This is a genomic window from Rhodococcus rhodochrous, from assembly GCF_014854695.1.
GTDB lineage: Bacteria > Actinomycetota > Actinomycetes > Mycobacteriales > Mycobacteriaceae > Rhodococcus.
In genome coordinates this window covers 2,614,015-2,631,452 of the sequence record NZ_CP027557.1, presented here as the reverse complement: position 1 = coordinate 2,631,452, position 17,438 = coordinate 2,614,015, and the positions used below count along the sequence as shown (strand labels likewise).

Genomic DNA, 17,438 nt, shown 5'->3' with positions numbered 1-17,438 from the left:
AATCGCACCCGACGGCGCGGACGCCGGTCGGGCACGCCGAATGCGCACATCTTGTCGCGCCGGTTCGGCGTGTCGCGACGAGATGTGCGCAGGATCGGACGGTCAGGTGCCGCAGAAGGTCCGGAAGGACTCGGCGAACGAACGCGGTGCGGGCGAGGCGTATTCGGTCCACTCGGCACGCGCCTCGAAGGGATGCGTGACGACGTCGAGCAGTTTCGCGAACGGCTCGAGGTCGCCGCCGGTCGCCGCCTTCAGCGCGGCGTCGACCTGATGGTTGCGCGCGATGTACAGCGGGTTGACGCGGTCCATCGCCCCCGCCCTCTCCCCCGCTGCCCGGTCGTCCCGCTCGGCTGCGGCGTGCCAACGTTCGAGCCACGATGCCGAGCGCTCACGCGGCACGAGTCCGTCGAGGGGTGCCGGATTGCCGCGCAGTTCGTCGGCGAGGGCACGGAAGGTCGCCGTCCAGTCGGCGCGGTGCTCTTCCAGCAGCGTGAGCAGATCGTCGACCAGCGTCTGGTCGAGAGAGTCTTCCGGGAGACCGAGTTTGGCGGCCAGACCGGACCGGTAGTGCCGCTCGTAACGGGTGTCGAAGCTGTCCAGAACGGCGGTGACCGCGGCGATCGCCGCGTCCGGGGTCGAATCGACGAGTCTGAGCAAGGTTTCGGCGAAGCGCGCCAGATTCCATTTCAGGACGGCGGGCTGGTTGCCGAACGCATAGCGCCCGCTGTGGTCGATGGAACTGAACACCGCCGCCGGATCGAAGGCGTCGACGAAGGCGCACGGACCGTAGTCGATGGTCTGCCCCGAGATGGTGGTGTTGTCGGTGTTCATCACCCCGTGCACGAAACCGACGAGCATCCACTGCGCCACCAGCGACGCCTGCGCCTCGACCACGGCGGTGAACAGGCCCAGGTAGCGGTTGTTCTCACCGGTCTCCGGTAGATCGAGCAGATCCGGATAGTGCCGGGCGATCGCGTGGTCGGCCAGCGCGCGCACGACCTCACCCTGCCGCGCAGCGAACTCGAAGGTCCCCACCCGCAGATGACTGGCCGCGACACGGGCCAGCACCGCACCGGGCTCGGCGCCCTCGCGGTAGACCGGCCGACCGGTCGCCACCACCGACAACGAACGGGTGGTCGGAATGCCGAGCGCGTGCATGGCCTCGCTCACCAGATACTCGCGCAGCATCGGCCCGACGACCGCGAAGCCGTCCCCACCCCGGGAGAACGGAGTGGGCCCCGAACCCTTGAGATGCAGATCGACGCGGCCACCATCCGCGTCGACGAGTTCACCGAGCAACAACGCCCGACCGTCGCCGAGCAGCGGAGCGTATCCGCCGAACTGATGTCCGGCATAGGCCATCGCGACCGGCTTCGCGCCCGCCGGTACCTCTGCGCCGGCCAGGGCGGCGACGCCGTCGGCGCTGCGCAACGCCGCCACGTCCAGTCCCAGCGACACCGCGAGGTCCTCGTTGAGCGCGAGCAGTTCCGGGTCGGGGGCCTCGGCGCCCTGCCACGGCACCGACAATCCGCTCAATTCGTCGGCGAAGGAGCTGCCGAGACCGGATATCGTGGTGTTCGTGCCGACGGGGAAATCCGGAATCGCAGTCATCCTTCGAGGGTAACCGTGTGACACCGACGCACGCTGCGGGCGAGGGAAACGCCGGTGGACCCCGGTCACCGGCGGCGCATCATTCCGCCCCGGACCGGGTATCCGCCCCCGTGCACACCGACCCGGACGATCCTTGCCGTCCCACCCGGCGGATCCAGGTCCGCGACGTCGCCGAGCACCTCCACGATGTCATGCGATCCGGACCGCAGGGCGGACACGACCGCGTGATCACCGGCATCAGCGATGATTCCCGCGCGGTGCGGCCCGGCGATCTGTACGTAGCGCTACCGGGACACCACGCCCACGGCCTGGAGTTCGAAGCCGAAGCCGCCACCCACGGCGCGGTCGCGGTGCTCAGCGACCGACCGTCGCGCCTGCTGCCCACCTTCGTGGTCGATCGACCACGCGAGGTGGTCGGCCCGTTGGCGTCGTGGATTCTCGGGCATCCCTCCCACGACCTGCAGGTCCACGGCATCACCGGCACCAACGGCAAGACGAGCGCGACCTATCTCCTCGACACCGCACTCGCGGCCACCGGCGTGGTGACCGGCATGATAGGCGGGGTCGTGGTGCGCGGTCCCGCCGGCACACGGCCCGCAACCCGCACCACCCCGGAGGCCTCGGTGGTGCACCGCACCCTTGCCGAGTTCCGTGACCAGGGCGTGCAGGCGGTGACGCTCGAGGTGTCCTCGCACGGCATCAGTCAGGGCCGCGTCGACGGTGTGCGTTTCCGTACCGTCGCCTTCACCAATCTCGGGCGCGACCACCTCGACTTCCACCACACGATGGAGCAGTACTTCGCTGCCAAGGCGGCACTGTTCACCGCCGACCGCACGCAGACGGCCGTGGTGAACATCGACGACGAGTACGGCCGACGTCTGGCTGCCTCCGTCGACGTGCCGCTGTGGACGCATTCGACCCGCGATCCCCGCGCCGACGTGTACGCGGACACGATCCGGTGCGATCTCCACGGCACCACCTTCACCGTGCACACACCGGCCGGGAGTGCGCCGGTGCGACTGTCGCTGCTCGGGCCGCACCAGGTGGCCAATGCGCTGACGGCGCTCACCTCGGTGGCCGCCGTCGACGGCGACGTCCTGCAGGCCGCGGCGGGTCTGGAAACCCTCGCGGGTGTGCCCGGCCGACTCGAACGCGTCGACACCGGCGAAGGCGTTCTCGCGCTCGTGGACTACATGCACAACACGTCCGGGCAACGCGAACTGCTGCCCTTCCTCCGGTCGCTCGCCCCCGAGCGGCGACTGGTCCTCGTGATCAGCGCGACCGGAGAACGCGATCCCGGCAAGCGATTTCCGCTCGGGCACACCGCCGCGACCTACGCCGACGTGGTGGTCGTGACCGACGACAGTCCCCTCTCGGAGGACCCGCGGGTGCTCAGGGATGCGGTCGCCGAAGGTGCCTTCGCAGCGCGCAGTGCCCGCGTCGTCGTCGAGGCCGACCGACGTCGCGCGTTCGACATCGCCGTCGCTCACACCGGCCCCGGAGACGTCGTCGTCGTGGCCGGGCGCGGATGCGAGCCACGGCTGGTCGCCGGGGACATGGTGCAGGTATTCGACGACCGGGACGAACTGCGCCGCGCACTGCGCCGCGCGCAACACAGGCCCGTCTCGCGCGTCCCCGCCCCTGAGTGATCCGCTCGGTGACCACGGTTGCAGCCACATGTAGCCGCCGGTATCCCGACCGGGATCACCCGGCAATGGCGGCCCGCAACTCTTCCGCCAGGTCGGGAGTGGACGCGACGATCCCGCTCCACCGTTTCGTCAGGTCCGTATCGAACTCGACGGGCCGATCGTAGGCGTCGATCACCGCACCACCGGACGCCTCGACGAGAACCACGGCCGCGGCGATGTCCATGAGGCGATGCGTGTCGCTGCCGGCGTCGACGAAGGCATCCGACGCACCCGTCGCCACGAACACCGATTCCAGGGTGCTGCAGCTGAGGATGCGGATGCGGGTCGCGGCCGATGCGACCCGCCACCAGGCGTCGCGGTTGCGTTCGTGCGGACGCAGCATCGACACCGCCGCCCTGTCGAGCGACGTGCAGCCGCTCGTCCGGTACTCCGATGCCGTGCGCGACGCCCACCATCGTTCGTCGGTGTGCAGCCACGACGTCATCGCCTCGGTGAACTCCCCGTCGACGACGACCGCTGCACTGAAGCAGGCCAGCGGGATGCCCGCTGCGGCATTCGCGGATCCGTCCACGGGGTCGACGACCAGCGTGATCGCCGAACCCACGTCGACGAAGCCGCGCTCCTCCGACAGGATGTTCGCGCCCGCAGCGGTGGCGGCACCGATGATCGCGTCCTCCACCAGCACGTCGACGAACATGGTGTCGGTGCCGTCGGCACCCACCATGGCCACCGAACGAAGCTTCTCCCGCGAGTAGGTACGCACCGCGTCGCGGTAGGCAGCGGTTGCGGCGTCGGCGGTGGCGGTGAGGATGCCGGTGGCAGCGGTCCGGGCCGCTTCGATAATGGTCACGTGAAACTCCGGGTCGTAGTTGTGGTGGTTACGAAATGGCGCGGCGCACCCATATCGCGAGCCCTTCGACCGCCATGACAACCACGAAGATCATCACGACGACCATGGTCACGACGTCGAACTGCATCACCCGCGCGGCATTCATGAGATAGAAGCCGATACCGCCCGCGCCGACGACGCCGAGAAGCGTTGCGGCGCGGATGTTGCTGTCGAGCTGATAGAAGATGTGTGCGACGATCGCGGGGCCCGACTGGCGGACGGTCGCACCGATGAGCACCTGCATCCGGGTGGCGCCACCGGCCAGTACCGCCTGCTGAACGCGCACGTCGGTTTCCTCCACCGAGTCGGCGATCAGTTTGGACAGCAGTCCGATGGCACCGACGGACAAGGCGATCGCGCCGGCGGTGGCACCGAGACCGGTGACGACGATGACGATGATCGCGAAGATCAGGTCGGGGATGCCGCGGACCGCGACGATGAAGATACGGAAGCCTTTGGCGATGCCCGGCGTCGGTGCGACGTTGCGGGCGGCGAGCAGGCCGACGGGGACCGCGACCACCAGACCGATGAACGTTGCGGCCAGAGCGATCTGGACGGTGACGAGCAGCTGCTCCCACAGTTCCGACCCGATGCCGCCGGTACCGGGCGGGAAGAACAGCGACAGGGTGTTGAACATGGAGCCGAAACCGTCGGCCATGCGCGACAGGTCGATCTGCGCACCCCACGTCGCGAACACGAGCGCGAGTGCGAAGAGCACCACGTAGATCGTGCGGCGGATACGTTCGCCGGTCCACGGCGGGCTGACCCGGTAGTTTCCGTCGGCGGTGCGGGCGGCGGCCGTGCGTGCCCGGGCCTCGGAAGTGGCTGCGGCGCCGCGGTCGAGCCAGCCGTTCTGCGCGGTGGCGACCTTCTCGCGCATCCGCGTCCAGATGGTGCGGTGTGCCGGTGCCTGATCGCCGAGCACCATCTTCCGCAGCGCTCCGGAGATGAGTTCGACGACGATGCACAGTGCGACGACGAACAGCGCCAGCGCCATGCCGCGCTGATAGTTCATGGTGCGCAACGCACCCGACAGTTCGAGGCCGATGCCGCTGACGCCGACGTATCCGAGGATGACCGACGCGCGCAGGTTGATGTCGAAACGGTGCAGGGCGGTGGCGACGAAGGCCGGCATGGCCTGCGGGAACACTCCGCCCACGATCTGCTGCCACCATGACGCACCGGCCGCACGCAGTGCATCGCGGGGTCCGGGGTCGGTGTCCTCGATCGCATCCGCATAGAGCTTGCCGACCATGCCGATCGAGTGCAGGCCGAGCGCGAGAATGCCGGCGACCGCTCCGAGTCCGAACAACCGCAGGAACAGGATCGCCAGCACGAGTTCGGGAATGGTGCGGGTGACGACGATGATCGCACGGGCACCCCAGCGCAGCGCCGTGCCGGGGGTGGTGTTGTGGGCCGCAGCGAGGGCCACGAACATGCTGAGTATCACCGACAGCACCGTCGCGAGGAGCACGATGCCGAGGGTCTGTGCCGTCATCGTGACGAGTTCGCCGATCGGCGGGAAGTCGAGCGGGAAGATGCGCCCGACGAAACTCACCGCATTGTCGGCACTGTCGATGATCGTGGCCACATTGATCTTCAGGTCCGCCACCGCCCACAGGGACGCGGCGAACAGGCCGAACAGGATGACGTTCACGCTCACCGTCTGCCACGTCGGGCGTGGCAGCGTCGAGCGCGGTGGGTTGGTCAGAAGAGTCATGGAGGCGCTACACCGGCTGTCCGACGGAGACCGGTTCGACGGCCGAGTAGATCGACATCGTCTCGTTCTTGTCGATCTGCGAGACCGGCTTGTCGAGAACCAGTGAGCCGCCGCGCAATCCGACGAGTCGATGTCCCCACGACAACGCGAGGTCGACCTGGTGCAGACTGCACACCACGGTCAGCGAATCCTCCGACGCGATGCGGGAGATCAAGGCCATCACCTGAGCCGAGGATTCCGGATCGAGGGAGGCGACCGGTTCGTCGGCGAGCAGGATGCGCGGCTTCTGGATGAGTGCGCGGGCCACGGCGACTCGCTGCTGCTGGCCCCCGGAGAGGGTGTCGGCGCGCTGGAACGGACGGTCGGCGAGGCCCACACGGTCGAGTTGTTCCATCGCGGCGAGCCGCACCGACTTCGGATAGCTCATCAGCCCGAAGCGCGGGCCGCGCAGCGACCCGAGGGCGCCGGTGCACACGTTCTCGAGCACCGTCATGTTCCCGACGAGATGGAACTGCTGGAAGACGAAACCGACCTTGCGGCGCAACGCCCGAAGTTCTCGTCCGCGGGCGGTGCCGACGTCCTGGCCGAGAACCTGCACCGTGCCCGAGGTGGGCAGGTGCAGGCCGTCGAGCAGACGCAGCAGGGTGGATTTTCCGGAGCCCGACAGGCCCAGGAGCGCGACAACTTCACCCGGGTACACCTCGAGCGACACGTCGTCGAGCGCCCGCAGATCGGGACCGAACTGCTTCGTGACGCCGCTGAGCGAGATGGTGGGCCGGAGGATCTTGTCGATGGATGCGCCGAGGCGCGAATGATCGGAGTCGGTCATGTCGGGCTCCAAGAGGGTCGGGGTTCGTGGGGTCAGCTCGCGCAGGACGGCGACTGGGTGATCTCGCAGACTTTGCGGACGCCGTCGTAGACGTCGTCGGTCACCGGGATGTATCCGTACTCGGCGCTCTCCGGCAGTTCGCACTCCTCCGCGGTGCTGCAGTAGCCGGCCTCGACGAGCGCCGGACGGTTGAGCTTGTTCTGGAAGATGTCGCTGAGCTGGTCGACGAGGTCCTGCGGCAGAGTGCTCAGCACCGCGGTCGGGCTGGACGCGATGGTCTCGGATTCCCAGACGACGTCGAGGTCACCTTCGGCGAGATCGCCCTTCTTCACGAGGGTCTCGGTGACCATCGTGTCGAACGCGAAGCCCGCGTCGCACTGGCCGCTCTTCACGGCGAGCGCCGACGCGTCGTGACCGCCGGCGAAGACCGGGGTGACGTCGTTCTCCGGGTCGATTCCGGCCTCGATGAGACCGGCCGAGGGATACAGGTAGCCGGATGTGGAGGTGGGGTCGACGAAGCACACCGTCTTGCCACGGAAGTCTTCGAGCGAGCGGATGTCGGAACCGGCAGGCACGATCGCGTACGACTGGTAGCCGGGCTTCTCGTCGGGGGCATCGGCGAAGCTCGCGAGAGGCTGCACGGGCACACCGCTGTCCCGTGCCGTGACGTAGGAGAACGGGCCGTAGTGGCCGATGTGCACCTTTCCTGCGCGCTGCGCCTCGATGACAGCGGCGTAGTCGGTGGCATTCTGGAATTCGGTCTTCAGGCCGGTCTCGTCCTCGATGACCTTCTGCACCAGCGCGAACTGCTGCTGGAGACTGGAGCTCTCCTCGCTGGGGATGGCGGCGATCACCAGGGTGTCGGGGGCGCCGTCACCGACGGACGTGCCGCCGGCGGAGTTGTCCTCGTCGGCGCTCGACCCGCAGGCGGAGAGGGCGAGCGCCGCGGCGGCGGCCACGGCGGCAGCCGTCAGGGAACGTGATGAACGAATACGCATGGGAAGAACTCCTTGTCGGGGCGTCGCGTTCAGACTGTCTGCATGGTGTATCCGGGTATCGAACTGGAGATGAACCGTTCATCTCGCCCGAGCGACGATCCGTACGCCTTGTGCGGTAATTCGGATCACACCGCGCGCAGCACGGCGCGGGTGACGGGATGCCCGTGCTCGACGGCGACGAGCACCAGATCAGCGCGCTGACCTGCGTCGAGAGCCCCTCGGTCGGCGAGCCCCACGGCCGTGGCAGGGCCACTGGTGACCAGCGCGACGGCGGCCGGAAGGCCCATCCCCCGCTCGGCGAGGACGAACGCTGCACCCAGCAGCGACGACGGAAGGTAATCCGACGCCAGCGCGGTCACCAGTCCCAGGTCGGCCAGCTCACCGGCGGACACGTTGCCGGAATGCGACTTCCCGCGCAGCACGTTCGGTCCGCCCATGACCACCGACATCCCGCGATCCCGCGCCTCTCGTGCCGCCTCCACCGTCGTGGGGAACTCGGCGACGTTGCCGCCGCGCGCAGCGAGGTCGGCGATCTCCACGGCCGACTCGGGGTCGTGCCCGAAGATGCGGACGAGCCCGGTACGGGACTGCTCGGCGAGCCAGCCCATCGTCGTGTCGCGGATGCCGGCGTTGGCTTCGCGTTCGGCTGCCAGTTCGTCGACGTAGGCGCGGGCGGCCTCCGCGGAGATGCCGCGAACACCTGCGATGTGATTCTCGTAGTAGGCGCGGTCCGCGTACTGCCCGATGCCGGGGGTGTGGTCCTCGTGCGAGATCACCGCGGGCGTTTCGGTGGTGACCGCACCGGTGGCGACGAGCCGCTCGAATTCGGCACGCATGGCCTCGAACCCGGCCTCCGACCGGACGTCCAGGCGGTGCAGTACCCGGTGGTCGACGAGCCCGCAGTCGGTCTCGCGCAGCGACCACTGCTCGATGGACTCGCACATGCGTTGCGCGACGTGCACGCTGCGGCCCGACGTCGCGGTGGCCCGGTCGGAGAACGACGCGCCGTGGAAGACCGTGGTCACGCCGGCGGCGCGAACCTTGCCCTCGAACGACATGAGCGCGAACGACCAGGGCAGTTCGACGCCGGGTCGCGGCATCCGTTCCTTCTCGAGGCCGTCGGAGTGCACGTCGACGAGCCCGGGCAGGCACAGCAGTCCCCCGCCGTCGACGTCGGCGCGGACACCGGGCACCGACGGGCCGACCTCGGCGATACGACCGTCGCGCACCACGATGCGGGCGTCGTCGAGGACCCGGTCGGGCAGCACGGCCCGCACGTGCCCGATCACGTAGTTCTGCGGTGCGCGCTGCAACGTCCAGGGCAGCGCGTCGGTGGTCTCGGGGGCGAGTTCGATTCCGGTCATGCTGCGTGTGCTCCCAATACGTCGGCGGGGGGACCGATTTCGGCGATGTCACCGTCCGCGAACCGGACGACACGGGTGGCGAGGCGGTGCATGGCGTCGATGTCGTGGAAGACCGCGAGAACGGCGACGCCGGAGGCGGACAGCGAGGCGATCAGCTCCAGGGCGCGCTCCCGGTTGACGGGGTCGAGCGCCGAGACCGGTTCATCGAGCAGCAGCAGGCGCGGCGGGTGCACGGTGCCCGCGGCGATGTTCACACGCTGACGTTCACCGCCCGACAGGACGCTGCAGTCGACGTCCCACAGTGCCTCGTCGAGGGCCAGGCGCTTCAGCGACTCCGCGGCGGCGTCGCGGGCCTCGGTGCGGCTCATCCCGCGGCGACGAGCGGCGGATGCCACCACCTCGAGCGGTGCGGTGCGCGGCGGCGCCGACAGGAACTGGGAGACGTAACCGAGTTCGCGGCCGCGGAGGCGGGCCATCTCCCGGTCGGGCAGGTCGGTGAGTTCGACCGGGCCGTCGTCGGTGTGCAGCACGACGGATCCGGAGTCGGGCAGGTAGCTGCGGTGCACGCAGCGCAGGAAGCTGGACTTTCCTGCACCGGACGGCCCGGCGAGCGCCACGTGCTCGCCGGCGGCCACGTCGAGGTCGACGCCGTGCAGCGACGTCACCTTCCGTCCGTCGATGGTGTGGAGGGTGAACGACTTTCGCAGGTCGCGCACGGTCAGAACAGGTGTGGTCTGCATGGTCATCTCCGGGCGGCGGCGACGAGCCGCTGGGTGTAGGGGTGGTGTGGGTCCTGGAACAGCTGGTCGGTGAGGCCGGTTTCGACGGCGCGTCCCACGTTCATCACCAGCGTGCGGTCGGTGAGCGCTTCGATGACCGCGAAGTCGTGGCTGACCACCACGGCTGCGGTGTCGCGTTCGGCGAGCAGGTTGCGCAGCAGGTCGAGCACACCCGCGGCGACGGAGGCGTCGAGACCGGTGGTGGGCTCGTCGAGCAGCAGCACCCGCGGGTCGGTGGCGAGGGCCTTGGCGATCTGCACGCGCTGGCGCATACCGCCGGAGAAGGTGTGGACCGGATCGTCCATGCGGTCGAGGGGAACTTCGACCTTCTCGAGCAGATAGGCGGCGCGGTCGCGGATCTCGTAGTAGTTGCGCCAGCCCGCCGCGGTGAGCCGCTCGGCGATGTTGCCACCGGCCGACACCGTCATGGTGAGTCCGTCGGCGGGGTTCTGGTGGACCAGCCCCAGGGTGTCGATCCGCAGAGCACGACGCTCGGTGTCGTCGAGGGTGAACACGTCGGTGCGGCCCTCGTCGAGCGTGGTCAGGAACATCGAACCGGCCGTGGCCTTCTCGTCGCCGATGAGGCAGCGCAGCACGGTCGACTTGCCGGATCCGGATTCGCCGATGATGCCGAGTGCCTCACCGGGTGCGACGTCGAAGCTGACGTCCCATGCCGCGACGACCGCTCCGGTACGGGGACTGATGGCCGTGCCGGCCTCGGGTCCGGTGCCGGGAACTGCGTCGGCGCCACCGGGGCCGTGCACCTTGCCGACTCCGCGGACGGCGAGCGTCCAGCCTTCGGCATGGGCCGGGACGGGCCGGTCGACGAGTTCCTTCGGGTCGCGGTGATCGGCGGCCGCGGCGACGCGGACGCGACGCTGCGGATCGGGCAGGTACTGCAGCGGGGCGTTGTTCGCGTGCCGGTCGAGGTCGACGTCGGCGTCGGTGACGCGGGTGCACCACTCGACGTCACTGCACATCATGCGGCCGGGGGCGGCTTCGACGAGGAAGGTGTCGGTGGAACCGCACCGCTCGCACTGCTGATCCTTCGAACCCTCCACCTCGAACGGCACGTCGTCGAACGTCAGCGGGCGCACGTCGGTGTAGGGGGGGACGGCGAAGATGCGCTTCTCACGACCCGCACCCAGCAGCGTCAGGAACGGCGAGTCGTGAAGCTGCGGCACGTCCCAGCGCGGGATGGGCGAGGTGATCATCACGTAGCGGCCGTTGACGAGCACCGGGTAGCCGGTGGTCTTGGTGATGACGCCGTTGCGGACGAGGTCCTCGTAGAGGCTCACCCACATCATCGAGTAGTCGGCCTCGGCGTGCATGCGCGCGCACTCGGTGACGGACTTCTGCACGGCGCGAAGAGGTTCGGAGTTGGGGACCTGCAGGACGAGGATCTGGTCCTCCCCCATCGGTTCCTCGGGGATCCGGTGACGCGACTGGATGATCGTCGCCTCACGGGTGTCCTTGGTGCTCGCGCACTTCTCGCTGTCCTCGATGAGGCGGCGCAGGTTGGTGGCGTTGACGCCGTCGTCGTCACCCTGGTCGATGACCTTGACGACGTCGTCGGCGGTCACCAGACCGAGCGTGACCTGCAGGCCACCGGAACCCCAGCCACGTGCCACCGGCATCTCGCGGGACCCGAAGGGGGTGAGGTAACCGGGCACGCAGACCGCGGTGAGGGATGCGCGGCGGATCTCGCGCTTGGAACCTTCGTCGAGGATGCCGCGGCCGGGGGTGGCGGCGTCGATCGCGTCGAGGGTGTGGGTCAGGCGGGACGGCGCAGCGCCGGGAGCGTGCGTCGTGAGGGTGTCGGTCATCAGCAGATGCCTCCGAGAGGTTCGGCAGTGCGGGCCGGAGCGTCGTCCTCGCCGGCCTGGACTGCGAGTTTGCGGTCGATCATCGATCGGAAGGTGACGTAGTGCGGAAGCTTGAGGTGCTCGAGGAAGCCGCAGGAGTCGAGGCCGTCCGTGGTGAGCAGCAGGGTCTGTTCGAGGCCGGTGCTGTCACCGAAGCGACGGCACGCGATGTCGAGGTTGGCCATGGCGATGGCCTTGCGTTCGTTGTGCCCGAAGCACAGGCCGTAGCCGACGTCGAAGCGGCCGCGGTCCTCGTCGGGACCGTTGAGGTCCTCGATCGCTTCGCACTCGCTGGCGCGGATCTCGCCCATGACGAAGGGATTACCGGTGTGCGGGTGCCGGATCCGGACCGGGATACGCCCGTGCCGGACCTCGCCGAGGGTCGTTTCGTGGATGTTCCCGTCGGTGCCGCGGACCGAGCGGTACCAGGTGCCCACGAGCGCACCGGTCTCGGCTCGCGCCATCGAGGCGAGCACCGCCGAGCGCGGCGCCGGGGGAACCGGCAGGTGACGGGAGATGTCGAACGGTTCCGGGTCGGAGCCGTCCTCGGGACGGCTGTCGACCATCAGGTTCATGTCGCGCAGCAGGTCGGAGAAGCGGCGCGGGTGCCGTTCGGCCTCGGTGCGTTCGACGGACGGATCGGCCTCGGACGGCACCGTCACGATGTTCGTGCCCTCACGCACCAGCATGCGTCCGGTGTAGTCGCTTGTGCGGCCGAGCAATTGGGGTCCGTCCGGGGTCCGCCACGCCGGCACGATGCGGCGCAGCACCGTCATCTCGTCGGGGTCGACCGGCTCGCTGGTCGCCAGTCGCGGCAGGGTGGACTGGTGGGCGCGGACGAGGTGGGTGGCTTCGATGACGTCGCCTTCGGCCTGTCGCAGCGCATCGGCGGCGGTGGCCTCGTCGTACAGCGAGCCCTCCCCCATCACGCGGTCGACGGCGAGTCGCATCCGGCCGGTGATCTGCGCGGTGGTCAGCGCCGGCGAATCGTCGGTGTCGCGGGCGGTGCGGACGAGTTCTTCGGCGGCGAGGATCGCGTCGAGTCCGCCGCGTGCTCCCGAGTACCCCATGTCAGTTCTCCTCTGCGATCGGAACGACGCGTGTCGTGCGGGGAATGCCGACCATCGCACCGTCTTCGGCGACGATCAGCAGGTCGATACCTGCGGGAAAATCCGCGGTGGCCTCGTTGCGGGCCCGCCACAGCTGCTCGTCGAACCCGGACGGCGAAATACGTTCGGCTTCCTCGACTCCCGGGCCGGTCAGTTCGACCGGGGTACCGCCGCGCAGCGAGGTCACCTCGACCACGACGGTCGCGGCCGATTCGGGTGACAGGGCGCTGCCGCGGGTCGCGGTGAGCAGATCGTCGGCGGTGGGAGCTCGCAGCACCGTGAGGTAGCGGGCACGGTCGGCCGACGTCACGGGAGCGCCGGTGGCGACGGTGAGCACCTCGAGCCAGTGGCGGCCGTCGGATTCGAGGACCTCGACGCCGGTATCGAGATCGGCGAGGGCGAGCGCCGGCAGCAGCGCCGCCGGGAAATCGGTCGAGGGCAGCATCTGCTCGAGGCCGGGGCGCGTGTACGCGGCGAGAACGTCGCGGTAGATGCGTCCGGCGGTGGCGGGATCGAGTCCGATACCGACGATCGGGTCTGCGATGGTCACGTGAGCTCCTCGAATTGCACGATGGTGGGGGCGATCCGGGCCCATTCCTCCTGATCGGCGCGGTCGAGGTCCTGCTCGACACGGGCACACAGATCGCGGACGACATGGGCGTGCGGACGATCGGCGGCGACCTCGGCGTCGCACACCGCGGCGGCGAGCACGGCCGCGCGGTCGTCACCCATACGCAGAGCCCAGCCGCGGGTTCCGGCCACGCGCACCTCGGCGTGGCAGGCCAGGACGTTGCCGAGATAGAAGCGGTCGTGGGCGATGGGTTCGCGTACCTGTACCGCAACGCATCCCACTTCGGGAGCGGTCAGGACGGTGAGGTCGGCGCCGTCGGACAGACACGCGTCGGCGGCCGCGACGAGGTCGGGTTCGGGTGCCGCCGCGAGCAGTTCGGCGAGCCGCTCACGCGTGTAGTCGGCTGTAATCATACGAATATCCCTGTTCTCCTCTGAGATTCGAGTGGGTTCGATACGGAGCGGTCGCCTATTTCCATGACCACGCGGATCATGTCGGCGCGCATCCACGACATGCTGTAGGTGACGGCGACGCCGGTGTCGGCGTCCCGATTGATCGATTCGACCGTCCACACGGGCGTCACGAGGTTCATTTCGAGTGCGTCGGCGATCTCCGGTGCCGGCACTTCCGTTCCGATGCGGCACCACGACCGCACGACGTCGAATCTTCCCATCTGACGCAGTAATTCGTCGAGAGATTCTTCGACCCGAAGACCGGAGCCGAGTTCCGTGAGCGCGGCACGGGTGACCCATTCGTCGCCGACCGCCGCGACGTTGCCGTCGACGAACCGCAGGCGACGCATATGGTGCACCTCGGTTCCGGGCGCGACCCCCAGGTACGCGGCTTCGCGTGCCGAGGCCGGCCGGACATCGGAGGACAGCACCGTCGACCGGGGCGTTGCACCTGCGGCCTCGACCGTGCGGTGCCACGACGGTCGCTGTTCGTGCGAGATGAGGTAGTCGATGGGCCGGTTGACGAAGGTGCCCGACCCTCGGACGCGCCGGACCAGTCCGCGACGTTCGAGTTCCTGCACGGCGGCGCGGGCGGAGGCCCGGCCGACTCCGAACCGATGCATCAACTCGTGTTCGCTGGCGAGCTTCGTACCGGTTTCGAGCTCGGAGATCTCGTCGGCGAGCACACACGCGATGTCGTGGTAACCGCTACGTTCTGTCACGTCGACGACTGTCGCCGACGGAGTTGTACAGACAACTTCCCTTCAGATAAGCAGAAGGGAAACAAAGCTGAACGACTCGGGTAGTTGTATGGCCACCAGTACCGCGTGGTGCTCCCGCCTCTTCGACACCTCACCCGTGCTCGACGAAGACGACGAACCGGGCGCCGTCCATCATGCGGTCTTCACGCTCGACGGTGGCACACCGTTCGGATTGCGCACCCATTCCGATTCGCCGCCGCAGGCGTCCTTCGACGAGCGGAACACGGGGCTCGACCACATCGCGTTCGAGTTCTTCGCACCACGAGCTGATCGACCACCCGGTCGGTGGAGCATCCGCGCGCGTGCGTGGCGATGCCGCTCAGGTGCGCGAGGTGCCGATCTCCACCACCTGCGCCCATTCCGGTGGCCGGTCCGGAACGAAGTCGGGGTTCGCTTCGCTCAGGGAAGCGAACCGGGGGAACAGTCCGACCACCGTTCGGCACCTCGGACGGCTGTTGGGCCAGGGAGTCTGCCCGTCGGTGAGGACGACCACCACGTCGGGCCGGGGTGTACTGCGCAGCACCCGGGTGAACCCGGCGCGCAGATCCGTGCCACCGCCCCCGAACAGTGGAATGTCCTCGGCCGTGCACAGCGGGTGTACGATCCGCGCCGCTGCGTCGCAGGACAGCACCGTGACGAGGTCGCGTCGCCCACCTACGGCCCGCACGATGGCGGCCACCTCGAGCAGCGCGCTGCCCAGGTCGGCATCGGAAACCGAGCCCGACGTGTCGACGATGACGCCGACCCGGGGCGGGGTCCGCCGCAGGCTCGGTAGTACCGCCCCGGGCACCGCTGCCGAGCGGCGCGCCGGTCGACGATAGGTGTAGTCGTCCCCGGCGCCGGACGATGCCGTGGCCGAGCGGATCGCCGCGCCCAGCAGGCTTCGCCAGGGCTGCGGCGGGTGCAGCGCCTCCTCCGCCCACCGACGCCAACCTCGAGGTGCGCTGCCCGGATGCCCGATGATGCTGTTCGCGACGCGGAAACGGACGGCCTCCTGTTGCTGATCGCTGAGCGCATTCGCCCCCTCCGGACCCAGTTCCCATGCCCGATCCAGTCCGTCGGCGCCACTACCGCAGTCGAGCCAGGCCAGCCTGTCGGTGCACGGACCGAGACCCAACTGCTGCAGATAGTCCTCCATGAGCCGGCCTGCCGGCAGCTGCAGGGTCGACGGCAGAACGGCATCGTCGGGTATCGGTAATCCGTCCCCGAACGCGTCGTCGTCGATCTCCGCGTCGGCGGCGATGTTCATCCGCAGCCGATCGGCGCGCGAGCCCGCTCCGTGTGCGCGGGCGTAGCGTTCGCTGCGGCCGTGATGATCGCGCAACAGATGCGACACCGCGTGGACGAGGAGCGAGGCCAATTCCGCCACCGGCCGCTGCGCGACGAAAGCCGGTGAGACGTAGCAGCGCCAGTACCGGTCCACACCGATGGTCGGCACCCGGGTGGACTCGACGATGTGCAGCGCGTACAAGGCGGTCGCGAGATACGGCCGGGCGCGAACGGCATACAACCGGGCGGCGTAGACCTTGTTCGCGTCGAATGCCGGTGACGTCGTCATCGACCGGCCTGCGCGGCGGCGTCCGCTGATCGAGCGACCGCGACGACACCGGCGAGTTCGTCGATCGAGGCCGGCAACTCCCAGTCGTCCCGGCGCAGGGCCGCCAGCGTGGTCGCCGGGACCACCACGAGGTCGGGCGGCCCGGAGTGCACCGCGATGCCCAGGAGTGTCCACGCCGCGTCCCAGCGGGATTTCTCCGGCCGTCGGCGGACAGCGGCGACCACCGCATCGAGCACTGCCTGGCGCAGATCCCCGCGCTCGGGAAGCTCGGCAGCCTCCGGATCGGCGAGCAGCGTCTCGGGATCCGGGAGATCCATACGGTCGATAGCGGCCAGCAGTTCGAAGCCGGGCCCGTCACCGACACTTCCCCGGACCAACAGCGACAGCACGTCCTTCGACGACGCGGCCGCGGTCGCAAAAGCGATCAGCCGTACGGCCATGTCCCAGCTTCGTGGCGACGGCCAGGCACTGCCGCGACGGGTCTGGCTGGTGGGCAGCTGGTGAACGAGAGCGGGTCGGGCGCTGAGCAGCTCACAGACCGCGCGCCGGGCGAAGGTCACCGCGGCAGGGAACTTCTCCCGGTCGAGGTGCGGCAGCGTCGCCCGAGGCCACGTCCCGCCGAGGCCTCGCACGACCACGTCGTGGTCGTAGGTCCAGTGCAGGTGCACGAATCGGTTGGCCAGAGGTGGGCTCAGCTCCCAGCCTTCTGCGGCCGAGGACGGTGGATTGGCGGCGGCTACGATGCGGACCTCTGGCGGGAGTTGCAAGGCTCCGATCCGTCTTTCGAGGACGAGGCGGAGCAGGGCTGCCTGCACGGCGGGCGGTGCCGTGGACAGTTCGTCCAGGAAGAGCAGTCCCTTCCCCGCCTGCACGAGCCGGACGGCCCAGTCCGGTGGAGCCATGGGGACACCGTGTGTTGCCGGGTCGTCCCCGAGAACGGGCAGGCCCGAGAAGTCCGACGGCTCGTGCACGCTTGCGATGACAGTGGTCAGCGGTAGGTCCACGGCCTCGGCGAGCTGCGTCAAGGCGGCGGTCTTACCGATTCCCGGTTCACCCCACAGCAGCACCGGTAGGTCCGCGGTTACGGCCAGGGTGAGCGCTTCGAGTCGACTGTCGGGGCGAGGCTCGGTGGTGACCGCCCCCAGCATGTCCAACAGAGTTGCGGCACTGTCGAGTTCGTTGTTCGATGAACTACCGGGAAGAGGCGTGGAAGACATGTGCATCACCTGTGAGGTCGTGGAGGAACAGCAGGATGCAGCCCGACCGGCTGCCCTGCGGGACAC

Annotated in this window: 15 protein-coding genes and 1 pseudogene; 2 read left to right on the top strand and 14 right to left on the bottom strand. The window is 68.9% G+C overall.

Features of this window, described 5'->3' with window-relative positions; translation table 11 throughout:
• Positions 1-102: 102 nt before the first annotated feature.
• Positions 103-1,611, bottom strand: a complete 1,509-nt coding sequence (locus C6Y44_RS12325; protein ID WP_159418368.1) for a protein adenylyltransferase SelO — start codon at positions 1,609-1,611, stop codon at positions 103-105.
• Between the two features lie 17 nt (positions 1,612-1,628).
• On the opposite strand from C6Y44_RS12325, the gene C6Y44_RS12320 reads away from it, so the two are divergent.
• Positions 1,629-3,260: a Mur ligase family protein gene (locus C6Y44_RS12320; RefSeq protein WP_225623788.1), complete on the top strand. Its 1,632-nt coding sequence runs from the start codon at positions 1,629-1,631 to the stop codon at positions 3,258-3,260.
• Positions 3,261-3,315: 55 nt separating this feature from the next.
• On the opposite strand, the gene C6Y44_RS12315 is transcribed toward C6Y44_RS12320, so the two are convergent.
• The 11 genes from C6Y44_RS12315 to C6Y44_RS12265 form a co-directional block, all read right to left on the bottom strand.
• Entirely contained in the window at positions 3,316-4,110 is a 795-nt protein-coding gene (locus C6Y44_RS12315) for an inositol monophosphatase family protein (RefSeq protein WP_120282546.1), read from the bottom strand.
• Between the two features lie 28 nt (positions 4,111-4,138).
• A complete protein-coding gene (phnE, locus tag C6Y44_RS12310) occupies positions 4,139-5,869 on the bottom strand; it encodes a phosphonate ABC transporter, permease protein PhnE (RefSeq protein WP_159418369.1) in 1,731 nt (576 codons plus the stop codon).
• Positions 5,870-5,876: 7 nt separating this feature from the next.
• Positions 5,877-6,698: a phosphonate ABC transporter ATP-binding protein gene (gene phnC / locus C6Y44_RS12305; RefSeq protein ID WP_174247041.1), complete on the bottom strand. Its 822-nt coding sequence runs from the start codon at positions 6,696-6,698 to the stop codon at positions 5,877-5,879.
• A 32-nt stretch (positions 6,699-6,730) separates the two neighbouring features.
• The gene (locus C6Y44_RS12300) at positions 6,731-7,696 is read right to left on the bottom strand and encodes a phosphate/phosphite/phosphonate ABC transporter substrate-binding protein (protein ID WP_159418370.1); all 966 of its coding nucleotides are present in this window, start codon (positions 7,694-7,696) and stop codon (positions 6,731-6,733) included.
• A 125-nt stretch (positions 7,697-7,821) separates the two neighbouring features.
• Positions 7,822-9,060, bottom strand: a complete 1,239-nt coding sequence (locus C6Y44_RS12295; RefSeq protein ID WP_006551980.1) for an alpha-D-ribose 1-methylphosphonate 5-triphosphate diphosphatase — start codon at positions 9,058-9,060, stop codon at positions 7,822-7,824.
• Positions 9,057-9,800 (bottom strand): phosphonate C-P lyase system protein PhnL, encoded by a 744-nt coding sequence (locus C6Y44_RS12290; protein ID WP_225623787.1) that lies wholly within the window; start codon positions 9,798-9,800, stop codon positions 9,057-9,059. Before C6Y44_RS12290 ends, C6Y44_RS12295 begins: the two co-directional genes overlap by 4 nt.
• Positions 9,801-9,802: 2 nt before the next feature.
• Positions 9,803-11,665, bottom strand: coding sequence for an alpha-D-ribose 1-methylphosphonate 5-phosphate C-P-lyase PhnJ (locus tag C6Y44_RS12285; protein ID WP_120282544.1), 1,863 nt, complete (start codon positions 11,663-11,665; stop codon positions 9,803-9,805).
• Positions 11,665-12,774 carry a carbon-phosphorus lyase complex subunit PhnI gene (locus tag C6Y44_RS12280; protein ID WP_159418372.1) on the bottom strand — a complete coding sequence of 370 codons (1,110 nt, stop codon included), beginning with the start codon at positions 12,772-12,774 and terminating at the stop codon, positions 11,665-11,667. Before C6Y44_RS12280 ends, C6Y44_RS12285 begins: the two co-directional genes overlap by 1 nt.
• Before the next feature lies 1 nt (position 12,775).
• Positions 12,776-13,363, bottom strand: coding sequence for a phosphonate C-P lyase system protein PhnH (gene phnH, locus C6Y44_RS12275; RefSeq protein WP_159418373.1), 588 nt, complete (start codon positions 13,361-13,363; stop codon positions 12,776-12,778).
• On the bottom strand, positions 13,360-13,797 hold the full coding sequence (locus C6Y44_RS12270) for a phosphonate C-P lyase system protein PhnG (protein ID WP_006551975.1): 438 nt from the start codon (positions 13,795-13,797) through the stop codon (positions 13,360-13,362). The genes phnH and C6Y44_RS12270 overlap by 4 nt, the downstream gene beginning before the upstream one ends.
• Complete coding sequence (locus C6Y44_RS12265; RefSeq protein ID WP_192378852.1) at positions 13,794-14,558, bottom strand: GntR family transcriptional regulator; 765 nt, start codon at positions 14,556-14,558, stop codon at positions 13,794-13,796. Before C6Y44_RS12265 ends, C6Y44_RS12270 begins: the two co-directional genes overlap by 4 nt.
• 88 nt (positions 14,559-14,646) lie before the next feature.
• Between C6Y44_RS12265 and C6Y44_RS28100 the strand changes: the two are divergent.
• A pseudogene (locus tag C6Y44_RS28100) lies at positions 14,647-14,844 on the top strand (VOC family protein); the annotation flags it as partial.
• 72 nt (positions 14,845-14,916) lie between these two features.
• Here C6Y44_RS28100 and C6Y44_RS12260 read toward each other — a convergent pair.
• Together C6Y44_RS12260 and C6Y44_RS12255 are read right to left on the bottom strand one after the other, a co-directional pair.
• The gene (locus C6Y44_RS12260; RefSeq protein ID WP_006551973.1) at positions 14,917-16,155 is read right to left on the bottom strand and encodes a vWA domain-containing protein; all 1,239 of its coding nucleotides are present in this window, start codon (positions 16,153-16,155) and stop codon (positions 14,917-14,919) included.
• The gene (locus tag C6Y44_RS12255; RefSeq protein WP_159419234.1) at positions 16,152-17,378 is read right to left on the bottom strand and encodes an AAA family ATPase; all 1,227 of its coding nucleotides are present in this window, start codon (positions 17,376-17,378) and stop codon (positions 16,152-16,154) included. Before C6Y44_RS12255 ends, C6Y44_RS12260 begins: the two co-directional genes overlap by 4 nt.
• Positions 17,379-17,438: the final 60 nt, after the last annotated feature.

Excerpts from the sequence above, each read along its gene's own strand:
- C6Y44_RS12325 (WP_159418368.1), bottom strand. The coding sequence starts at position 1,611 with ATGACTGCGATTCCGGATTTCCCCGTCGGCACGAACACCACGATATCC.
- C6Y44_RS12290 (WP_225623787.1), bottom strand. The coding sequence starts at position 9,800 with ATGCAGACCACACCTGTTCTGACCGTGCGCGACCTGCGAAAGTCGTTC.
- C6Y44_RS12260 (WP_006551973.1), bottom strand. The coding sequence starts at position 16,155 with ATGACGACGTCACCGGCATTCGACGCGAACAAGGTCTACGCCGCCCGG.
- C6Y44_RS12255 (WP_159419234.1), bottom strand. The coding sequence starts at position 17,378 with ATGCACATGTCTTCCACGCCTCTTCCCGGTAGTTCATCGAACAACGAA.
- C6Y44_RS12270 (WP_006551975.1), bottom strand. The coding sequence starts at position 13,797 with ATGATTACAGCCGACTACACGCGTGAGCGGCTCGCCGAACTGCTCGCG.
- phnC (WP_174247041.1), bottom strand. The coding sequence starts at position 6,698 with ATGACCGACTCCGATCATTCGCGCCTCGGCGCATCCATCGACAAGATC.
- phnE (WP_159418369.1), bottom strand. The coding sequence starts at position 5,869 with ATGACTCTTCTGACCAACCCACCGCGCTCGACGCTGCCACGCCCGACG.
- C6Y44_RS12280 (WP_159418372.1), bottom strand. The coding sequence starts at position 12,774 with ATGGGGTACTCGGGAGCACGCGGCGGACTCGACGCGATCCTCGCCGCC.
- C6Y44_RS12300 (WP_159418370.1), bottom strand. The coding sequence starts at position 7,696 with ATGCGTATTCGTTCATCACGTTCCCTGACGGCTGCCGCCGTGGCCGCC.
- C6Y44_RS12295 (WP_006551980.1), bottom strand. The coding sequence starts at position 9,060 with ATGACCGGAATCGAACTCGCCCCCGAGACCACCGACGCGCTGCCCTGG.
- C6Y44_RS12285 (WP_120282544.1), bottom strand. The coding sequence starts at position 11,665 with ATGACCGACACCCTCACGACGCACGCTCCCGGCGCTGCGCCGTCCCGC.